Source organism: Tunturiibacter gelidiferens (assembly GCF_014201335.1).
In the GTDB taxonomy this organism is placed as follows: domain Bacteria; phylum Acidobacteriota; class Terriglobia; order Terriglobales; family Acidobacteriaceae; genus Edaphobacter; species Edaphobacter lichenicola_E.
In genome coordinates this window covers 25,803-46,346 of sequence record NZ_JACHEB010000006.1, presented here as the reverse complement: position 1 = coordinate 46,346, position 20,544 = coordinate 25,803, and the positions used below count along the sequence as shown (strand labels likewise).

General features: G+C 58.8%; 12 protein-coding genes. 5 read left to right on the top strand and 7 right to left on the bottom strand.

What is annotated here, in order from left to right:
• Nucleotides 1-147 precede the first annotated feature (147 nt).
• On the bottom strand, nt 148-459 hold the full coding sequence (locus HDF14_RS13530) for a Rieske (2Fe-2S) protein (RefSeq protein WP_183977566.1): 312 nt from the start codon (nt 457-459) through the stop codon (nt 148-150).
• 98 nt (nt 460-557) lie between these two features.
• Here HDF14_RS13530 and HDF14_RS13525 point away from each other — a divergent pair, with 98 nt between their 5' ends.
• Both HDF14_RS13525 and HDF14_RS13520 read left to right on the top strand, forming a co-directional pair.
• Nucleotides 558-1,490, top strand: a complete 933-nt coding sequence (locus HDF14_RS13525; protein WP_183977560.1) for an alpha/beta hydrolase — start codon at nt 558-560, stop codon at nt 1,488-1,490.
• Nucleotides 1,491-1,542: 52 nt separating this feature from the next.
• Nucleotides 1,543-1,941, top strand: coding sequence for a DoxX family protein (locus tag HDF14_RS13520; RefSeq protein WP_183977558.1), 399 nt, complete (start codon nt 1,543-1,545; stop codon nt 1,939-1,941).
• 266 nt (nt 1,942-2,207) lie between these two features.
• Here HDF14_RS13520 and HDF14_RS13515 read toward each other — a convergent pair whose 3' ends face one another.
• From HDF14_RS13515 to HDF14_RS13500, 4 genes are all read right to left on the bottom strand, one after another.
• Nucleotides 2,208-3,530, bottom strand: a complete 1,323-nt coding sequence (locus tag HDF14_RS13515) for a DUF1501 domain-containing protein (RefSeq protein WP_183977556.1) — start codon at nt 3,528-3,530, stop codon at nt 2,208-2,210.
• Nucleotides 3,531-3,660: 130 nt separating this feature from the next.
• Nucleotides 3,661-5,880, bottom strand: a complete 2,220-nt coding sequence (locus HDF14_RS13510) for a DUF1800 domain-containing protein (protein WP_260698264.1) — start codon at nt 5,878-5,880, stop codon at nt 3,661-3,663.
• Nucleotides 5,881-6,018: 138 nt separating this feature from the next.
• A complete protein-coding gene (locus HDF14_RS13505; RefSeq protein WP_183977554.1) occupies nt 6,019-8,205 on the bottom strand; it encodes an alpha-ketoacid dehydrogenase subunit alpha/beta in 2,187 nt (728 codons plus the stop codon).
• Between the two features lie 185 nt (nt 8,206-8,390).
• The gene (locus tag HDF14_RS13500) at nt 8,391-10,673 is read right to left on the bottom strand and encodes a sodium-translocating pyrophosphatase (RefSeq protein WP_183978026.1); all 2,283 of its coding nucleotides are present in this window, start codon (nt 10,671-10,673) and stop codon (nt 8,391-8,393) included.
• A 240-nt stretch (nt 10,674-10,913) separates the two neighbouring features.
• Here HDF14_RS13500 and HDF14_RS13495 point away from each other — a divergent pair, with 240 nt between their 5' ends.
• Complete coding sequence (locus HDF14_RS13495; RefSeq protein ID WP_183977552.1) at nt 10,914-12,605, top strand: S8 family peptidase; 1,692 nt, start codon at nt 10,914-10,916, stop codon at nt 12,603-12,605.
• Between the two features lie 45 nt (nt 12,606-12,650).
• Here HDF14_RS13495 and HDF14_RS13490 read toward each other — a convergent pair whose 3' ends face one another.
• On the bottom strand, nt 12,651-13,001 hold the full coding sequence (locus HDF14_RS13490; protein WP_183977550.1) for a hypothetical protein: 351 nt from the start codon (nt 12,999-13,001) through the stop codon (nt 12,651-12,653).
• A 107-nt stretch (nt 13,002-13,108) separates the two neighbouring features.
• Between HDF14_RS13490 and HDF14_RS13485 the strand changes: the two genes are divergently transcribed.
• Nucleotides 13,109-14,038 carry a mechanosensitive ion channel family protein gene (locus HDF14_RS13485; RefSeq protein WP_183977548.1) on the top strand — a complete coding sequence of 310 codons (930 nt, stop codon included), beginning with the start codon at nt 13,109-13,111 and terminating at the stop codon, nt 14,036-14,038.
• Nucleotides 14,039-14,581: 543 nt separating this feature from the next.
• Nucleotides 14,582-18,139 (top strand): TonB-dependent receptor, encoded by a 3,558-nt coding sequence (locus tag HDF14_RS13480; protein WP_183977546.1) that lies wholly within the window; start codon nt 14,582-14,584, stop codon nt 18,137-18,139.
• Between the two features lie 135 nt (nt 18,140-18,274).
• Here HDF14_RS13480 and HDF14_RS13475 read toward each other — a convergent pair whose 3' ends face one another.
• Nucleotides 18,275-20,437, bottom strand: coding sequence for a thioredoxin domain-containing protein (locus HDF14_RS13475; RefSeq protein WP_183977545.1), 2,163 nt, complete (start codon nt 20,435-20,437; stop codon nt 18,275-18,277).
• Nucleotides 20,438-20,544 lie beyond the last annotated feature (107 nt).

Genomic DNA, 20,544 nt, shown 5'->3' with positions numbered 1-20,544 from the left:
CAACTTCATGGAAGAACTCCCTCTCGATGAGCCACCCTTTCGAATGGCGTGTCTCTAAAAGGCAGCGTAACCCGTTCTCTCTCGCCTGACATACAAAGTTTTCCTCAATCAAGTCGATGTTCCGACCTTGATTCCCCAAACGGGCCGCTATTCGATATCCACTAGAACATCCCCACCCTCCAGCCGCAGCGGAAACAGCTCCACTCGTTCATGCGCCGGAAACTCGGCCAGCCCCGTCTTCACATTGAACGCCCAAGAATGCCACGGACAAACCACCGCCTCACCCTCAATCCAACCCTGTCCCAGCGGCCCCTGCCGATGCGGACACACGTTATCCAGCGCCGACAACTCCCCATTCAAATTCGCCAGGCAAATCGCGACACCCTCTACCTCTGCCTCCATCACTCGCCCCACCGGCGGAGCCTCCGCCAGTCCACATAGCCTCACCCACTGCGCCACTCGAAATCCTCCGCTATCTCCATCTTAGAGGTTGACTCCCACCCAAACGACTCACCACTTCAAACGCGAATGCTAAAGTCGATACAGAAGCCCGACTCATGCCCCGCCCCACTCCGAAGCCAAGCAGGCACACCCCGCCAACCAATGCTCCACCCGAAGTCGTCAGCCCGCTCTGGCTCGTGAAAGCGATCGCCATCACCATCGTCGTGGCTCTCTTCTGCGGCTATCTAACCTTCTGCCTGCTTTTCTATCAAGGCCAATGGCAGCTCGTCCTGCACCCCAACCGCACCTCAGCCGCGCCGGCCTTCATTGCAGGCATACCCTACCAACTCATCCATTTCGGCCCTGACGAATCCGCAACTCCTCAGCTCACCGGATGGTGGATTCCCGCCTCTCCCCGCGCCCGCTACGCCGACACCACCATCCTCTTCCTCCCCAGCGGAGACGGCGCCCTCGCCGACTCCATTCCCACTCTCTCCAGCCTCCACAACATTGGCCTCAACGTCTTCGCCTTTGACTACCGCGGCTACGGCCAAAGCGCTCCAACCCGCCCCAGCCAGAAAAATATGACCCGCGACGTTGATTCCGCCTGGCAGTATCTCACCAACTCCCGCGCCATCCCCGAGCAACAAATCATCCCCTACGGAACTGGCGTCGGAGCCTCTCTCGCCACTCAACTCGCCGTCGATCACTCTAAAATTCCCGCCTTAGTCCTCGACACCCCCCACGCCGACCTCCTCAAAGCAGCCCAACGCGACCCCCGCTCCCGCCTCATACCACTAAGCCTTCTCTTCCACGAAAACTTCCCCCTCGCCACGCCCCTCGCCACCCTCAAAACCCCAAAGCTTCTCCTCGCCCGCACCTCTGCCGCCGACCAAAGTTATCGCACAGCCGCCGATCCCAAACTCACCGTGGAACTCTCCATCTCCTCTGACCCTCTCTACAACCAAAGCCTCACCCGCTTTCTCGACCAATATCTCCCTCCGGCACCCGCTTCCCAACTCGTACCTTCCGCGGCACCCATTCGCTAAGATCCACCTCGCCCTCCACTCCTCCGCGGTACCCTTTTCAAAAGGATTTTTTATGACCAAATGGCTTAATAGCCTGCAACCTATCGGCGCGCTTCTTATGCGTCTGATTCTCGGCGTCTCCATGACGATCTACGGGTATGAGAAGGTTCACCCAATTAGCGCGCTGCACCACTACGCTCACTACGTCACCATTCTCGGCCTGCCTTATTGGCTCGGATACGTCTCCGCCTACACCGAATTCATCGGCGGCATCTTCCTAATCCTGGGCCTATTCACCCGCTTGATTGCGTTCCTGGTTGGAGTAAATATGCTGGTAGCCTTCGCCACCGTCGGCATCCATCACGACTTCGATTTCTACGGCTACATCCTCGCCCTCGCCGTCCTGGCCATCATGCTCTTCTTTTACGGCGCCGGAGCGATGGCCCTCGATCGCAAGATCGGATTCGCCTGATCAATACCTGACAAGCGTCCAAAAGGAGAGAAGGCTCCCGGTGTTCTGGGAGCCTTACATTTGTGGTGGGGGAGTTCTTTTGTTGCGGATATTGGAAGCCGGAACTGTGGGAACTGCAAGCCCGACTGTTTATGTGGTACACCCAATAAGACGCAGTATCTAAAGAAAAGTTGCCGTCTTTTTTCCACTATTTTGTATCTCGTTCATTTTTACATTCCATAAACAGAAGAGTGACGCGCCGGATACATTCACCACCTCTCACTCCCTCACACCTGCGAAAAATTCAAAAATTCGTCCGGTCGAACCTGCGCTCCCGGAAACACCAACTCAAGATTCTTCGTGCCAAGAGTTTTGTACGCCGCCTCACCCATCACACGCCGGAAGTCCGTCGTCACAGCCAGATCCCTTCCTTCGTTCAATTGCTCCTCCGCAAGCCCGGGCCACTTCCCATAAACCTTGCCGCCCTTCACCCTGCCGCCCAGCACAAACATCACGTTCGCATGCCCATGGTCGGTACCACCGGTTCCATTCTGCCGCGCGGTCCTACCAAACTCCGACATCGTCACCAGCGTCACATTCTCAGCGTCGTCTCCCATATCCTTCCAGAACGCACCAATCGTCTCGGAAAACTCCTTCAGACGATTCGCCAGCTGCCCATTCACATTCCCCTGGTTCTGATGCGTGTCCCACCCGCCGATATCGGAGAACGCAGCCTCCACTCCGAGGTTTGCCTTCATCAACTGCGCTACCTGTTTCAAACTATTTCCAAACGGAGTATTCGGGTAAACCACCCCAGCCGCTGGCCGATACCTCGACGGATCCGCCGACTTCAGCATCTTCACAGCCTCAAAGGTCTCCTGTCCGGTCCCGTGCAGCACAGCATCTGAGCTCTCGTCGTACATCGCCTGAAACGCGTTGCTGATCGGCGAGGTCTGCGGTCCCTTTCCAGCGACAGAGAAATCCGCCAGATTATTCACCGCAATCGCCGGAATCTTTCCCTGCAGCGTCCTCGGCACTTGGGTCCCCAGCGCCACCGCGCGAAACGCCGAGGGCTTGCTCGTCAAAGCCTCCGTCTGCAACGCGCGATTCAACCATCCATCCGGGGTAGCCTTCACCCCAGGCGTCCCGCTCTCCATATAATCCTGCGCATCGAAGTGCGACCGTGTAGTATCAGGCGATCCCGCCGCCTGCACAATCGCAAGATGCCCTTGCTCGTACAGAGGCTTGAACGCAGTCATCGCTGGATGCAGACCAAAAAATCCATTCAAATCCAGAACATCCTTCTCCTGAATCGCGATCGAAGGCCGCATCGCATAGTAGTTCTTCTCCTTGTACGGCACCACGACGTTCAACCCATCCACCGCGCCCCGTTGAAACAGAACCACAAGCTTCTTCCTATTCGCCGCCGCCGTCGTCACCTCGGCCAGAACGCTCCGCGACAAAAACGCAGGAATCGTCGAAGTCCCAATCAGCGCAAGCGCCCCACCCTTCATAAACCCACGCCGCGTCACTCCACGTCTCACTGCGTCCCGCCCATGAAGATCGCATCCCCAGTCGCTCTGATCCACCATATTCTTCATGTTCGCCATCTTAGCCCCTTCTCCGCCAAGCTCTTCCCGTCGTCTGTAGTTACAAACGCATCCTCGTCCGAGAAGTTGCCAAATCGGAACAATTCAATTCACTCGCCAAAATGCTGAGCGAGAACCAGCCTCCAACTCGCTAACGCCGCTGAAACTCCGGCGAACCCAGCAACAAACCGGCAATCCCCGCAGCTTCCCGATCAAACGGCGGCCGTACCCGCTTCGGCGAACTTACATTCAACACCTGCGCCATCGGCTCCTGCTCATTCGCCCTTATGCCAAAACTCTTCTCAGCCTGCTGCTGCGTCGTCTGATCCTGAAACTGCGCCAGCACCGTCTCCCTCGTGCGATTGCTCACTGCCTGGCCAAGCAACACAGCTTCCAGCTTTCTCTCTTTCTCAGCAGCAGAGCCTCCAGCAGATAAAGAACTCGGCTCCCTAAGCAACCGTGCCCAATCCGTCTCTACTCCAGCAACGCGATCATTGCTCAACGACACCGCAAAGTTCATCCGGTTCACCAGATCCCCCGAGTTCACCCATGGCTCCGCCATCCAGCTATACCCATTCGGCGTCTGCATCCCATACAACGGCATCCCGAGCTTCTCCAGCGCCTGGAACAGCGGAATAGCCGTAGTCACCTCCGCCCCGCTCGCACGCACAGACGACACCACAAACTCCTCCGGTGTCTTCACCTTCGCCCTGTACACCTCCGGCGACCAGAACTCCGGCGAATCGAACATAGTCCGCAGCACCGTCTTGATATCTCCTCCACTAGTGAGATAAGCCTTCGCCATCCGATCCATCAACGCCTGCGGAGGCGTATCGCTCACAAACCGCACCGCCAGCTTCGTCGAAATAAACTGCGCCGTGGCCGGACTGGTCGCCAGGAGATGCAGCACCTCCAGCCCCTCAGCCTCACCGCTCTCCCCAATCTTCTTCCCCAGCACCGTCTTCGAACCCGGTTCATGCCGCCGCTCCTCAAACCGGTACGTCCCACTCCGATTCGGCTGATCAATCGTCCACCCCGTCAGCACCTCAGCCACCTGCGTCACATCTTGCTGCGTATACCCGCGCCCACACGTCTTATCCAGCATGCTCACCGGGCGATCCGCGCTCACCTCGCACTGCACCCCCAATGTATGTAGCTCCATCAACTCCCTTGCGTAGTTCTCATTCAACCCTCGATCCTTCAGCGCCTGTTTCACCTGCGGATTCTTTGCAACCATCGCAAACCGGCCGCCATTCTTCGCCGCCTGTGAATCCGGCCCAATGCTCTGCCAATTATCCAGATACATCAGAATCGCCGGACTCTTCGCCGTCGCCACCAACAAATCCTCAAACTTACCCAGCGCATGCGGACGAATCACATCCCGCTCATAGGCGGGCAACAGAAACGGCTCAGTCTGATTCTTCTTGATATACACGTTGAAGTGATTCAGCCAGAAGTCGGTCATCACCGCCTCCAGCTGCCGCTCGCTATAGATATCCCGAATCATTCGCGTCTCAAGCAACTCCGCCCCAACCATTCGTGGCGAACCCTGCAGCGCAGCCAGCGTCTCGCGCTGCATCGGCGACAGCCCCTGTGTCGCAGCCAACAGTTCGGCCTTGCTCAAACTCTTGCGAAACCGCACCAACTCATCCGGGGGCATCGCCAGAATCCGCTGCATCCTCTGATCCGGAGGCAGGTTGATCACCTTCACCGCATCCAACCCCGAATAAAACTGCTCCTCATGCGTCGCCACCGCTGGTGTGGCAGGATCCACCCCATCCCCTGGCAACGCCGCGTTGCTCTTCATCTCCTCCGCACCCTTGGCCATCGAGCCATCACTCGCCACAGCCATCCCGCCTTCACCGCCATCGTTCTTAGCCGCAGCCTGCTCAGCCTCTTTCTTCGCTTTTGCCGCCTTATAAAACGCAATCTGATCCGCATAGATCGCATGTTCTACAGGATCGCTCGGCAGCCGCTCATCCTTTGCAATCATCTGCCGCAGCACAGCGGGGCTCGGATACCGCTGCATCAACTCTGCCTGCTCCATCTGCATCGCGGGAAACATCTCCAGCCGCGCCTCTAGCGCCGAATCATCGATACTCGACGGATTCAACTGCCGCTCAAACCATGCCTTCACCCCAACTGCTTGCACCGCCGCTACATCTCCCGGCCTGGGTCCGAAAGTGAATCGATTTAGCGCGTGCAGCACCCGCTGCTCTGCCTGAATCTGCGGCACCGAGGGCACCACCGCTTTCTTCGAAGCCGCAGCCGCCACCACCGGCTGCTCCACCATCGACACGCACAACAAGCCCGAAACTAAAACCCGTACGCAACCGAAAAATACTCCGGCAGATCTCCGTCCAGATCGCATCACAGCTCCTCACAGTGCCCCAGCCGAAATCACGCGGCGCAGCCAGTCACAGATTGACGTCTGCAATCAAAGACACTAACCCCACCGAGCAGTTGCGAAAAATCTCAAACGGTCGCATTCGTATCCACATGAGGGACGTTAAAACGCTGCCAACTCCGCCATCGCCCGATACAAGTCCTCCGGCTGCGGCAAAATCGCATCCTCCAGCAACGGCTGATACGCAACAAATGTATCCATCGCTGCCACGCGCCTTACCGGAGCATCGAGATCATGAAACAGCTCATCCCCGATCCGCGCCGCGAGCTCTGCGCCATACCCCCAGCTCAACATATCCTCATGGGCAACAATCACGCGATTGGTCTTCTTCACGCTCTCCGCAATCGCCTCCCAGTCGTAAGGAGTCAGACTCCGCAGGTCGATCAACTCGACATCCACACCCTTGTCGCGATGCAGCTTCTGCGCCGCCTGCAGCGCCCGTGGGACAACCGCACCGTACGTCAGTACAGTCAAGTCCTTGCCTGGACGTACGATCTTTGCCTTTCCAAACGGAATGCAGTACTCCGGCCCCGGATAAGCCGCCCGCCCAAATGTCTCGCGATACAGCCGCTTGTGCTCAAGAAACAACACCGGATCGTCGCAACGGATCGCCGTCCGCAACAGTCCGATCGCATCCAGAGCATTCGACGGCATCACCACCCGCACTCCCGGCGTATGCGTAAAGATGCTCTCACCAGACTGCGAATGATAGATCGATCCACCCGTCAGATAACCACCAATAGGCACGCGCATCACTAGTGGGCAACTGAAATCTCCATTCGAACGCCACCGCATCAGCGAAAGCTCATTGCGCATCTGGTGCATCGCCGGCCAGATGTAGTCGAAGAACTGAATCTCCACCACCGGCTTCATCCCGCGCACCGCCATTCCAATCGCGCGGCCGGTAATATTCGCCTCGGCCAGCGGCGAGTTCCAGCAGCGATCACTGCCAAACTCCGTCTGGAGCCCCGCCGTCAGCTTGAACACACCACCCTTGCCCTTGATCTTCCCCGCCCGCAACGCTCCATCGCGCGTTGCATCGGCCACATCTTCGCCGAACACCACCACCCGCTCATCCCGCCGCATCTCGTCCTTTAGGCAGCAGTTGATCAGATCCGCCATCGTCCGCTCTGTCGCATCCGCAGTCGGCATTGGCTCCGTCGCGAACCGCGCATCCTGCGAACTCAAATGCTCGGAGTAAACATGTTTCGTAATCGAAGCCACAGTCGGCAGCGTCGCCATCACCGCACGATCGGCCGCCCGCTGCACCTCTTCATCCACCTGCCGCTCCAGCTTGTTGATCCCATCCGCATCCAGAATCCCTTCGCGCAGCAGCCACATCTGCATCCGCGAGATCGGGTCCCGCGCTGCATCCGCGTCCAGCTCCTCCACCGACCGGTACAACCTCTCATCATCGCTCAGCGAATGCGAATACGGCCGAATCACATGCCCATGCACCAGCGCAGGCCCCTTACCCGACCGGCAATAAGCCACTGCCTCCACCATCGCCTGATAACTTGCAATCGGATCGGTCCCATCAATCTCCGCAAAGTGAAAATTAGGAAAGTTTGCCACCAGCTTCGAGATGTTTCCCCCCGGCGTATTCACCTCCACAGGTGTCGAAATTGCGTACCCGTTGTCTTCGACCACATACAACACCGGCAGCTTCCCATTCGAAGCCGAATTCAACGACTCCCAGAACTCACCCTGGCTCGTCGACCCCTCGCCGATCGAGACATAAACCACCTCATCGCCATGAAACTTCACGTCCTTGAATTCGCGATAGTCGCCGTCATGCTCCTTCGCAGCCTCGGGATGCTTCGTGAAAAATCTCCCCGCCTCCGCACATCCAACCGCATGCAGACACTGTGTAGCCGTCGACGAAGACGGCGAAACGATATTCAACTTTCTGCTCGACCAGTGCGAAGGCATCTGCCGGCCACCACTCGCTATGTCGTCTGCCGCACCCACCGCCTGCAGCAATTGCTCCTCCACCGTGTTGCCCAGCGTCAGGCAAATCGCCCGATCCCGATAGTACGGAAAAAACCAGTCATATCCAGGCTTCAACGCCATGCCAGCAGCAACCAGCAATGCCTCATGCCCCGCACAGGAGATCTGAAAGAAAATCTTCTGTTGCCGCTTCAAAACAATCTCGCGATCATCAGTGCGCCGCGACAGATACATCAGTCGATAGAACTCCACCAACTGCTCGCGCGTCAGCGAACTCTCCGCCACGCTTGCTGTCGTCTTTTTGCTCTCCTGCACACTGGATCCAGACTGTCTTGCCATACGCCCATCCTTTACGTTGAAACCATCTTCAAAAGCCGCAGCGCAACACAGCTGCAGACAAGATTGTACCGGGAAGCCGCCATCCCTGGCTCTGCTCCCCGAGCGTTTTCAACCTCTCAGGTATAAGAAAAAATCACAGAAAAACGGGCAACCCAAAACGCCACCCGTCTCCAACCTCACCGCAGCTAAACAAACAACGGAGCAAGCACCAGCGTAATCGTAGCCAGCAACTTGATCAGCACATGCAGGCTCGGCCCCGCTGTGTCCTTGAAAGGATCGCCCACGGTATCACCAACCACGGCCGCCTTATGCGCCTCCGACTTCTTTCCCCCATACTGCCCTGTCTCGATAAACTTCTTCGCGTTGTCCCACGCGCCGCCCCCATTGTTCATCAGCATCGCCAGCAAAACGCCAGAAATTGTTCCGACCATCAACAACCCAGCCACAGCCTCAGCTCCCGCCAGATTCACCGGAACGCCGCCGATCGCCGGCACTGGCAGAATCGCTCCCGGCGCATACAACGCAGAGTTAGCCTGGTAGCTCGAACTCAAGTGCCGAAAGATCAGCCCCACCGCAACTGGCAGCCCCACCGCCAGCAACCCCGGTACCACCATCTCCTTCAACGCCGCACCAGTCACGATGTTCACGCAACGTGCATAGTCCGGCTTCGAAGATCCCAGCATGATCCCCGGATTCTCTTTGAACTGATCACGCACATCTTTCACTACCATCTGCGCCGTCCGTCCCACAGCCTTGATCGCCAGCGAGCTGAACAGATAGGTCAACATCGCACCCAGCAGCGCGCCCACAAACACCGGCACTTGAGCAAGATTGATATTCGTAAAGCTCCAGCCCGGCGGCATGTACCCACCAGCAAGTGCAACCTTATCGGTTACAATTGTTTTAATCTCCTCTAGGTAAGCCGAAAACAGAAGAAACGCGGCCAGCGAAGCCGACCCGATCGCATATCCCTTCGTCAACGCCTTCGTCGTATTCCCCGCCGAGTCCAGCTTGTCCGTCCTGTCGCGAATCTCATGCGGCTGATTCGACATCTCGATAATTCCGCCGGCATTATCCGTAATCGGTCCAAACGTATCCATCGCCAGAATGTATGCCGCGCAACTCAGCATTCCCATCGTGGCAATCGCCGTCCCGTAGATCCCCTTCGCGTAATCGCTGATCCCCGCCACACCGGCCAACCCTTGCACGCCGAAGTAGTAGCTCAGCAACAACGCCGCCGAGATCACCACCACCGGCATCGCCGGCGTCTCCATCCCCACAGCCAGTCCGCTGATGATGTTCGTCGCTGGCCCCGTCACCGAAGCCTCGACGATCGACTTAACCGGGCGATAGATCGCCTCCGTGTAGTACTCCGTAATCCAGACAAACAGAAATGCCGTCACCAGCCCAATCACGCCGCAGCCGAGCAACCAGATAGGTTGTACCTGCGGCCCATTCAGCATCGTATAAACCGCACCTGCAAACCCAGCAAGCGCCAGCGCGGAAGTCACATAAAACCCCTTGTTCAACGCGTGCATCGGGTCTTCGTCCTCACGTGTGCTCACCACAAACACGCCGACAATACTCGCAATCAAATTGATCGCGTGCACGATCAGCGGAAACAGAATCCCCTTCACGCCAAACACCGGATACAGTGCCGCGCCCAGAATCATCGCGCCCACATTCTCCGCTGCCGTCGACTCAAACAAGTCCGCGCCACGACCCGCGCAGTCGCCGACATTGTCTCCCACCAAATCAGCGATCACAGCCGGGTTCCGCGGATCGTCCTCCGGAATTCCCGCCTCCACCTTCCCCACCAGGTCCGCACCAACGTCTGCGGCCTTCGTATAAATTCCTCCGCCAAGCTGTGCGAACAGCGCCACCAGCGAAGCTCCAAACCCAAAGCCCACCAGCTGATACGGCACCGCCTGCGGATGCTCCAATCCCCCGAAGAACAGGAACAACACGCCCACACCCAGCAATGAAAGCGCCACTACCACCAGCCCCGTCACCGCCCCGCCGCGCAACGCCATCTGCAGCGCTTTATTCAAACTAGTCCGAGCCGCCGAAGCTGTCCGTATGTTCGCCCGAATCGAGCAATACATCCCAGTAAAGCCCGCCAACCCCGAGCACACCGCCCCCACCAGGAAGCTCACCACCGTCTTTAGCGCATAGGGCGAGGTCCTCGGCGAAAGCTTATACCCCACAAACACCACCACCGCCAGCACCAGGGCAATCGCTCCAATTGTCTTATACTGCCGTCGCAAAAACGCCTCTGCCCCTTCGCGAATCGCATCCGAGATCGCCCGCATCTCCGGTGTCCCCGTATCCGATGCGATCACCGCCCGCGCCAGCATCAGTGCCGCAACCAATGCCAGCACCCCAACTCCCAGAGCAATCCACAGATAGACTCGTCCATCGCTACCGTCGACAACCGCAGGGGCATAGGGAACCTGCTGAACGGCCATCGCCAAAAAACTTACTCCAAGCATGCAAAGGTCTCCTTAGAACACAAACTTTCAACTAGCTTCACAAAGGCGGCAATTAGAGCACGTGCGATCAAACAGGGTCAATGTATCCGTTAATCGAGCAGGATCAGTCAGATTTCGCTCAAGTGACAGACCAAAGTAATAGCACACAACTGTACTGGCACTAATGCAAATTCTTGCGGCGCCGATGCATAACTCAGCGCAACAACGAGGTGCAGCATGTCCGTTCTCATCAAATTCGCTCTCACAAAACCGAGTCCCCGAACGGTCAACACGCGCCCGCTATGCCGAAGCGTCTTTCGCCTGGCCGCTTTCTTTCTCCCACTTCTTCCCCTACTCGCCGCCGCGCAAATCGACACCACCAGCGTCGCTCCTCACCGCTACATCGTCCTCTATCGCAACGCAACCATCCCGGCCGACGCTGAGGCCCACCTCCTCTCCGCTAACGCTCGCCTCACCCAGCGCAACGAACACCTCGGCATCGCCGCCGTACAGTCTCCCCCGTCTCAGGACGACGCCACCACTCTCCGCGTCCTCTCCGCCCAACCCAACGTAAGCTACGTCCTCCACGACCGGATCATCTCCGCACTTCGTCTACGCCTCAAACCCGTCGCGATCAAAGCCGCCGACATCAAGAGCGGAGCACAACCTCTTACCCCAACCTCTCCGGTCATCGGTAGACTCCCCACCCACGGCCCCATCGTCTCCACCGCTCCAATCATTCTTCCGCCACCACCCCCTCCCCCACCGCCGTCCTACGATACCTACTACACCTCCACCCCACAGGGCTGGGCAGTCCAGCAGGTAGGCGGCTACGGAAACAACACCCCCGGCGCTCCCGCCCACGGTCCCTGGGACACCACCATGGGCAAAGGGATCCGCATCGCCGTCATTGACAGCGGAGTCGATCAATCCCATCCCGACCTGGCCCCTAACCTCGGTCTCAACCTCACCGAAGTGGACCAGACCGCCTACCCCAGCGCCTGCGACGACGGCAGCCCCCAGGACCAGCAAGGCCACGGCACATGGACCGCCTCGCTCGCCGCCGGAGCCATCGGTCCCGGAACCGGCAAAATCATCGGCGTCGCACCTCAGGCGACCATACTCAACATCAAAGCGCTCCAACGCATGCCCGCCTCCATCACCGGCGACACCAATCCCAACGACCAGTGCGAAGCGGGCGAGGCAAGCGGCCTCCTCAGCTGGGTAATGCAGGGCATCGAAGACGCCATCGCCAACCGCGCCGACGTTATCTCCCTCTCCGTCGGCGCTGTCGCCGATCTCACCACCGGCGACGGAGCCGGCCTCCTCGCCGCCTTCAACCAGATCACCTACGCCGCCGCCCAAGCCAACGTCGTCCTCGTCGCCTCCGGGGGCAACGATGGTATCGACCTCTCCAATCCTCGCTATATCGAGCTTCCCGCCCAATCACGAGGCGTCTTGGCCATCGCTGCCTCCACCAACCCCGCCTGCGCCCAGAACACCACCCCCGGCGCCACCTGCACGCCAGGCCCGGTTGCGCTTGCCTACTACAGCAACTACGGAGCCCCTCTCAACGCCCTCGCGGCACCCGGCGGCAGCTACCCCGACGGCCCAGACACCGGCGTCAGCGGATGGATTCAAGGCGCCTGCAGCTCAGGCCTCACCAACACAGCCGACGGCCTCCCCGCCGACTCCACCCACAGCTATGGCTGCTTCAATCTCGGCCATACTCCCTACGTCCAGGCCATGGGTACGAGTGCCTCCGCCCCGCTCGCTGCCGGAGTCGCCGCCCTGCTCCGCGCCGCTCACCCAGACTGGAGCGCAGCAACAGTCGTCACGGCCATGCGAAACTCAGCCGTCCCCCTCCCCGGCCTCTCTATCCCGCTGATCGACGCCGCGGCGGCTCTCACTCAGCTCAGCCCTCAATAATCCGTCGTCTAACTCAACAAACCGCTACAGTGACAACATTTACATCTAACCCTTCATCCGTTCCTTGACGCTATGGGCCAGCTTCTCGATCTCATCTGCCTTCTTGATTACATCCACTGACAGAATATTTTTATTTGTCTTATCCACCTGCTGTTTCAGATCCGTCGCCAGGGCCAGAAGCTTATCTGTATCCGCCACCAACCGCTTCTGTCGCTCCGTGCTCCGGGCCTCTTCCTGTTGTTCCAACCGGTGCGGGTCGGTGGTTGGATCAAGGTCGGTCGGCTGGTGCGCCTGACCAGGATAATGCTGGCTTTGTATCTGCTGAAGCTGTCCCCCACTCACGTTTCCTGAAGCCATCGCCGTCAAAACCGCTCCAACCACAGACAATCGAAGCATTCTCATAGCATCCCCCATCACGTCTCGGTCCCTGCCTAAATTGCATCTTACAAACAGCTGACGCATTCTGTTCTCAGTATTCTTCCCGAAAGCGAGACGCCGTAATCATGCTCCTTCTGGCCATGGCCCCGCAAGACGAGCGCATCGTCCAGACGATCGAACGCGACTGGCACAACGACATCCTTCTCTTTCTCCAGTACAAACTACCCAAGATCGTCGTCGTTCTTCTGGTCATCTTCGTCCTTCAGCGCGTCGTTCTCTTCTTCGTCAAAAAGATGCGCTCACGTGCGGACCATCAGGTGGCCAACTTCCATCGTGCCGCACAGCTCCGAACCATGGCCTCCATCCTTCGCGCCACCTCTATCGGCGTCCTAGGGTTCATCGCTTTTCTCCAGATTCTCAATATCTTCGACATCCCCTACCAGCCCATCCTCGCCTCCGCAGGCATCGTTGGCGTGGGCATCGGCCTGGGCGCTCAGTCGATCTTCAAAGACATGCTCAATGGAATCTTCATCCTCGTTGAAGACCAGTACAACGTCGGCGAGGTCGTCCTACTCGCAGGTCTAAAAGGCACAGTCGAGGACCTCTCCCTCCGCCGCACCACACTCCGCGACGGGGACGGCACCCTCTACATCATCCCCAACAGCCAGATCGCCACCGTCTCCAACCTCTCCCGCGACTACGCCGTCGCCACCCTCCAGGTCTCGGTCGACGCCAGCGCCAATCCCGACAAAGTCATCGCCATCCTCGGTAAAGTCGCCAACGATGTCCGCCACGACTCCGCCTTCAAAGACATCGCCATCGCCGACCCAGTCATCCTCGGCGTCGACAAGATCGAAGGCCGCGCCGTCACCTACCCCGTCCAGATCCGCGTCCGCGCCAATCAGCGCGATGGCGTCCTCCGCGAGCTGCGCCGCCGCCTTATCCTGGCCTTCGAAAAAGACGGCATCCCTCTCGGCAACGACCCCGCCAACATGCTTATTCTCCGCGCCCCCAATCCGACGGCTTCGCCCGCTCAACAGCCATTGGTCGGCTGAAGTTATCACTACCTCAGACAACCACAGAGCCACTACGATCCACACGTGCATCACCTGGCTGTGCGACGTCGAAAAAATCGGTCTGTCACAATCAATTTACAAATCCCTGACAAACCGCGCTTGTATCTAGGACTGTTTCTGTCGTATATTTCGGCCATACCTGATTGCGGACTGTAGCAGTCGTAATTCAAAAGGCATTGGCCGATTGAACCTCAGATTGGTAGAAGGGCTGAAACGCACAAAATAGACCCTCACGGCCACTCTTGGCGGAGGCCGCGAGAATCCGAAAATCACAGCCGACTAGGCTGCAGGCTCCCTCCGCTATAGGACGCCTTTGTCCGTAGAGATTTATCCGTCACGATGGCGAGCGGCTCTCCCCGCCCCGCCAAAGGACGAAACTTGCACTTCTTTCGAAGCCGGTCAATGAACGCTGCAAGAAATATCTCACCGACATCCAACTGCGATCCAGGCCACAGTCAACCTACTCATCACCATCAAGTAGACGCATTCGCGCATTGCGCTCTTAGAAAGATCAGGAGAAGTATGTTGAACAACTTTGGCCGTGTCGTCTTCCGTATCAGCAAAGCTTTCTGCATCGTTGCCGTTATCTGTTCCTCTATCGCTTGGGCCAGCGTCGCAGGAAGCATCTCCGGCACCGCAAAGGATCCCTCAGGAAGAGTAGTTCCAAAAGCCGAGATCACCATCCACGAGACGAGCACAGGTCTCTCCTATCACGCCACCGCCAACAGCAAAGGCTATTACACACTCCCCGTCCTCCCCGTCGGCCATTACGAACTTGAAGCCCAGTCCCCCGGCTTCCGCAGCTATCAGCGCAAAGACATCGTCCTCGACACCGACGCAGCTCTCACCATCGACGTCGCCTTCGAGCTAGGCAGCGTCAAAGAAACCGTCAGCGTCACCGACGACACTCTCCACGTCGAAGCCATCAGTACGCAGATGGGCGAGGTCATCACCGGCCGCCAGATGACTGCGGTCCCGCTCAACGGCCGCAGCTACACCGACCTTCTCTCCCTCCAGGCCGGCGTCGCTCCCGCCACCTCCATCACCTCCAGCACCGTTCAGGACGTAGGCGCCACCATCCTCAACCCCTCCGGCACTCTCAACCCCGGTACCGTCTCCGTCAACGGACAAAACGAGTTCTCAAACTACTTCAGCGTCAACGGCAGCGACGTCGAAGAAGATGTCAACGGCGGCACCGCCATCGTCCCCAACCTCGATGCCATCGCCGAGTTCCGCATCATCACCAGCAACTTCGACGCCGAGTACGGAGAATTCAGCGGCGGCCAGATCAGCGTCATCACCAAGTCCGGCACCAACGCCTTCCACGGCAGTGCCTTCGAGTTCCTCCGCAACACCGACCTCGATGCCCGCAACTACTTCTCTCCCGCTCGAGGCGCCTTCCGCCAAAACCAGTTCGGGGGAACCTTCGGCGGCCCAGTCCACAAAGACAAAGCCTTCTTCTTCATCGACTATCAAGGCACACGCCAGACCCAGGGCGTCGACACAGGAAACATCAGCATACCCTCCACCGCCGACCGCACCGGCAATCTGTCAGACTTCACCAACGGCCCCGGCGGAAACATGTTGAACCTGGCTGTGGGCGGACCATATTTTGCAAACCTCCTCACTCAAAAACTTGGCTACGGCGTAACCGCAGGCGAGCTCTACTACGTCCCCGGCTGCACCAGCTCCGTGCAGTGCGTCTTCCCCAACGCCGTCATCCCGCAGCGCGCCTGGTCCACGCCCGCGCAGAAGCTCCTCCAATACATTCCCGCACCAAACAACGCCTCCGGTACCTTCGCAACCTCATCCTTCAACCAGACCGTGCGTGATGACAAAGCCGGAGCACGATTCGACGTCAACACCCGCATCGGACTCATCTCCGCCTACTACTTCATCGACGACTTCAATCTCGACAACCCCTACCCCGTCGCGCAAAGCGGCGCCAGCGTTCCCGGCTTCGATGCCCTCACCACAGGTCGCGCCCAACTCTTCTCTCTCGGAGACACCAAGACCTTCAGCGCCTCCTCGATCAACGAATTCCACCTCAGCTTCATGCGCAACCTCACCAACCTCGGCCAACCCATCGGCGGTCGCAACGTAAGTCTCGCCTCGCAGGGCTTCGTCAACGAAGACGGCAGCACCAGCATCGTCCCGCTCGACCCCAAAGGCCAGAGCGTCATGAACCTAAACTTCAACGGCTACTCCACCGGCGCCGCGGCTAACCAGCTCATTCAGGCGAACAACACCTACCAAGCCGCCGACGTCTTCTCGAAGGTCATTGGTCGACACACCCTCAAGTTCGGCGGCGAGTTCCACGCCGATCAGGTCAACGGCGCACCCATCGCGCAGTTCAACGGCAACTTCGTCTTCACCGGCACCGAAACCGGCGTCGACTTCGCAGACTTCCTCATCGGCGTCCCCAGCCAGTACAACCAGAGCCAGCTCAATCCCTTCTACGCCCGCAACAAATACGCCGGCCTCTTCGCGCAGGACAGCTTCCACGTCCTTCCCAACCTCACCCTCAACTACGGCCTTCGCTGGGACCGCGTCACACCATGGAGCGAGCGCTACAACCAGATCTCCACCTTCGTCGCCGGCGCGCAATCCACCGTCTTTCCCGGAGCGCCTCCAGGAATCCTCTATCCCGGCGACCCCGGAATCCCCGATACCCTCGCTCCCATCAGCAATCGCAACTTCGCCCCACGCGTAGGTCTAGCATGGTCTCCCCAATCTGATTCGAGCTTCCTTCAAAAAATCCTCGGCGCACCCGGATCCACCAGCATCCGCGCCAGCTACGGCAACTTCTATACCGCGATCCCCGCGCTCTCCATCGGCGTGCTTGCAGCCAACGCTCCCTACGGCACCACCTACACGAGCCCCCAGGCGCCACTCTTCGCTACTCCGTTCGTCAACGCGGCCGACGGCCAGAGCAATGGCCAGCCCTTCCCCTACACCTTCGCGCCGCTCAACTCCTCGCGCAGCAACCCCGACCCCAACATCGACTGGAGCACCTTCGAACCCATCGAAGGTATCCCCGGCTACGACATCCACAACAAGATTCCCTACACCGAAGAGTGGGTCCTCTCGATCGAACGCCAGCTTGGCCCCAACACCGTCTTCAGCGCAAGCTACCTCGGCACCTCCAGCCATCGCCAGCTCGTCCTCATCGAACCCAACCCCGGCAACCCTGCGCTCTGCCTTAGCCTCAGCCAACCCAACCAGGTCCAACCTGGCACTCTCACCTGCGGCCCTGGAGGTGAAGACACCGTCTACTTCCCCATCGGCGGCGGCCAGGTCAACGGAACCCGAGGCCCCCTCGGCTCAAACTTTGGCAGCAACGCCCTCCAATCCACCCTGGGCCACGCCAACTACAACGCACTCGAACTCAGCGCCCGCCACACCAGCGGCCGTCTCGAGTTCTCCGTCGCCTATACCTACGCCAAATCACTCGACCAGTCCTCGAACCTCGGCGAAGAGGTCAATCCCTTCAACCCCTCCCTCAGCTACGCAATCTCATCCTTCGATGTGAAGCACAACTTCGTCATCAGCTACGAATATCAACTCCCCTTTGATCAGTTCCTTCATCCCAATCGGCTCACCAATGGCTGGTCTCTCTCCGGCATCACTCACTTCGCCACTGGCTTCCCCATCACCGTCATCAACAACGGTGACAACTCGCTGATCGGAACCAATCCAAACGGCATCAACAACAGCAGCATCGACGAGCCCGACTACAACGGTTCCGGCCTCAAGCTCAACCACAATCCCCGCAACGGCAAAAGCTACTTCGACACAACCACCTTCAGCATGAACGCGCTCGGAACCCCAGGTACCTCAAAACGGCGCTTCTTCTACGGTCCGGGCACCGACAACTTCGATATGGCGATCGGCAAAAGAACAGCCATCACCGAATCGAAGGCGCTGCTTATCCGCGTCGAAGCCTTCAACGTCTTCAACCACACTCAGTTCAGCGGCCCGTCATCGGTCGACGGCGACATCGGCAGCTCAACCTTTGGCGACGCCATCAGCGCAGCCCCGCCACGCATCCTGCAAGGCGCAGCGAAATTCACCTTCTGATGGCGACTAACGGGAGCAGCGGTTAAACCAAACAAGGTACACAAGTCAAGAAGTGACCGCCCCACGCGCAGTGGGCCCGTCCGGCAGGACATCTCTCCGAGATCACAAGCGAAGCAGTGATATCGGAGAGACAACTCACAAAGCCTTATTCATAGCCTCTATTAACTCATCCACCCCAGACACCGGCGGCTGACATCCCTTCGCCGTACAAACCACAGCAAAGCTCCCATCACCACCCAACCCAGGCAGATGTGGCAGCGTCTCCGCCAACGAAGGAGGCAAAGCTCCCAGCTGATCCTTCCGCAAACGAATCACACTCTTATTCACCGCATATCGCGCCAACGCCACGGCCTCAAGGCGTCTCGCCGCAGCATCGTCCCCAATCACACACACCTCTACTGCCCGCAGCACCATCCGCTGCAGCGCCAACCCATAGCTCGCTGCATACAACCCAAAGTGCTCCACAACGCCAGCAAAAGTCTCCAGCGTCTCAAGCGCCTTCACTGCATAATCTGCCCGCCCATTCAGCGCCTCCAACCGCAACAGCAGCGCCGCTCCCACAGGATTCCCCGCAGGTGTAGGCGAGTCCTGCAACGGCTTCCTGCGCGTCACCAGCGCCCCCAGCCTCGTCTCACCCTCCGCGGCACTCTCTGTATCGAAGAACGCGCACCCAACCGGATCATAAAACTTCATCAGCGCGCTCTCCATAATCGCTTCAGCCGCCGTGTAGTATCGCAACTCCCCGGTCAGCTCCCACGCATCCAGCGCCGCATGCCCAAGAAACACGTAGTCATCGAGCACCCCTGCCACCCGCGCGCCGTTTCCACCCTGCTCTCCATACGCAACCACATGTGCCAATCCAGCCTTCGCATCCCAGGCCTCCGCCAGCACGCGATCCAGCGACTTCAGCGCGAACGCCCGCACCTCAGGCATATCCAGCACTCGTCCCGCCTCCACATAGGCCGAGATCATCATCCCATTCCAGCCCACATAGATCGTCTTATCCACATACGGCGTAGGCCGCTTCAGCCGAGCCGCATACAACTTCGCCTTCGCCGCATCCAGCCGTTCCTTCGCCACCTCGAGCGTAATCGCATTCGCCTTCGCCACACCCTCCAGCGTGCCCCGCACATGCAAAACATTCTTCGCAGGGTTGTGATGCATATCGCCTATCTCACCGATGTCGTAATACGCGCTCGCAACCGCCATCTCGTCATCGGTCAGCACTGCGACAGCCTCATCGCGAGTCCAGGTAAAGTAGTCGCCATCATCTTCCAGCGAGTAGTCCGCATCCTGCGAAGCATAAAATCCACCCCGCTCGCGGTCGCTCAGCCACTCATCGATCCAGCGAATCATCTCGCGCGCCACCCGCGCCGCCTCAGGCTCCACAAACGTCTGAAACGCGTGAACATAGTTCTTCAGCAGCTCGCTATTGTCATACGACATCTTCTCGAAGTGCGGCACCACCCACAGCTCATCCACCGAGTAACGATGAAATCCCCCCGCCAGATGGTCATAGATCCCACCCCGCGACATCTTCTGCAGCGTCACCATCGCCGCCGTCTTTGCGGCTTCACTCCCATCCTCCGCCCCAACCGTCGACACCCTCGACGCCACATCCAACAAAAGATCGATCGCCCCCGAATGCGGAAACTTCGGCTGCGATCCAAACCCGCCCGACCGCGAATCGAACTGCTTCAACGTCGACGCCACCAGCTTCGCCACCAACTCCGGCCCCGGGTTCCCACTCCTCCCCATGAACGATTCGTTATGTTCAATCGCCGCCATCACACTTCCGGCCGATTCATTCACTTCATCGCGCCGATTCTGAAACGCCTCCGCCATCGTCAGCAGTACTCGCTGAAATCCGGGCCGTCCATGCTGATCCGCCGGAGGAAAATACGTCCCTCCAAAGTAGGGCTTCCCCTCAGGAGTCAAAAACGCAGTCAACGGCCACCCACCTTGCCCACTAATCGCAGACACTGCCGCCTGATACCGGGTATCCACATCGGGCCGCTCATCTCGATCCACCTTCACCGCAATAAAGTGATCGTTGATAATTTTTGCCGTAGCCGCACTCTCGTACGACTCGCGATCCATCACATGACACCAGTGGCACCACACCGCGCCAATATCCAGCAGAATCGGTTTATCCGCAGCCTTAGCCTTCTCAAACGCGTCCTCGCCCCACTCCTGCCACTCCACCGGCTGATGCATCGCAGACCGCAGATACGCCGAAGCCGCCTTGGCCAACGCATTCAAGTGCACACTGATCTCTTCAGAATTCTCATGACCCATAGAACATTAGTCTAGTCGAATCTTGAAGTTCGATATGAATCGAGATACCGATCAGCCGACCCATCGTGCACCGAGTTCCGGTGCATCGCTCAAGGTCGCGAACGCCT

What these genes read in the sequence shown, in the direction of transcription:
- HDF14_RS13520 (WP_183977558.1), top strand. Translation starts at nt 1,543, where the DNA reads ATGACCAAATGGCTTAATAGCCTGCAACCTATCGGCGCGCTTCTTATG.
- HDF14_RS13475 (WP_183977545.1), bottom strand. Translation starts at nt 20,437, where the DNA reads ATGGGTCATGAGAATTCTGAAGAGATCAGTGTGCACTTGAATGCGTTG.
- HDF14_RS13480 (WP_183977546.1), top strand. Translation starts at nt 14,582, where the DNA reads ATGTTGAACAACTTTGGCCGTGTCGTCTTCCGTATCAGCAAAGCTTTC.
- HDF14_RS13490 (WP_183977550.1), bottom strand. Translation starts at nt 13,001, where the DNA reads ATGCTTCGATTGTCTGTGGTTGGAGCGGTTTTGACGGCGATGGCTTCA.
- HDF14_RS13500 (WP_183978026.1), bottom strand. Translation starts at nt 10,673, where the DNA reads ATGGCCGTTCAGCAGGTTCCCTATGCCCCTGCGGTTGTCGACGGTAGC.
- HDF14_RS13525 (WP_183977560.1), top strand. Translation starts at nt 558, where the DNA reads ATGCCCCGCCCCACTCCGAAGCCAAGCAGGCACACCCCGCCAACCAAT.
- HDF14_RS13485 (WP_183977548.1), top strand. Translation starts at nt 13,109, where the DNA reads ATGCTCCTTCTGGCCATGGCCCCGCAAGACGAGCGCATCGTCCAGACG.
- HDF14_RS13495 (WP_183977552.1), top strand. Translation starts at nt 10,914, where the DNA reads ATGTCCGTTCTCATCAAATTCGCTCTCACAAAACCGAGTCCCCGAACG.
- HDF14_RS13510 (WP_260698264.1), bottom strand. Translation starts at nt 5,880, where the DNA reads ATGCGATCTGGACGGAGATCTGCCGGAGTATTTTTCGGTTGCGTACGG.
- HDF14_RS13515 (WP_183977556.1), bottom strand. Translation starts at nt 3,530, where the DNA reads ATGGCGAACATGAAGAATATGGTGGATCAGAGCGACTGGGGATGCGAT.
- HDF14_RS13505 (WP_183977554.1), bottom strand. Translation starts at nt 8,205, where the DNA reads ATGGCAAGACAGTCTGGATCCAGTGTGCAGGAGAGCAAAAAGACGACA.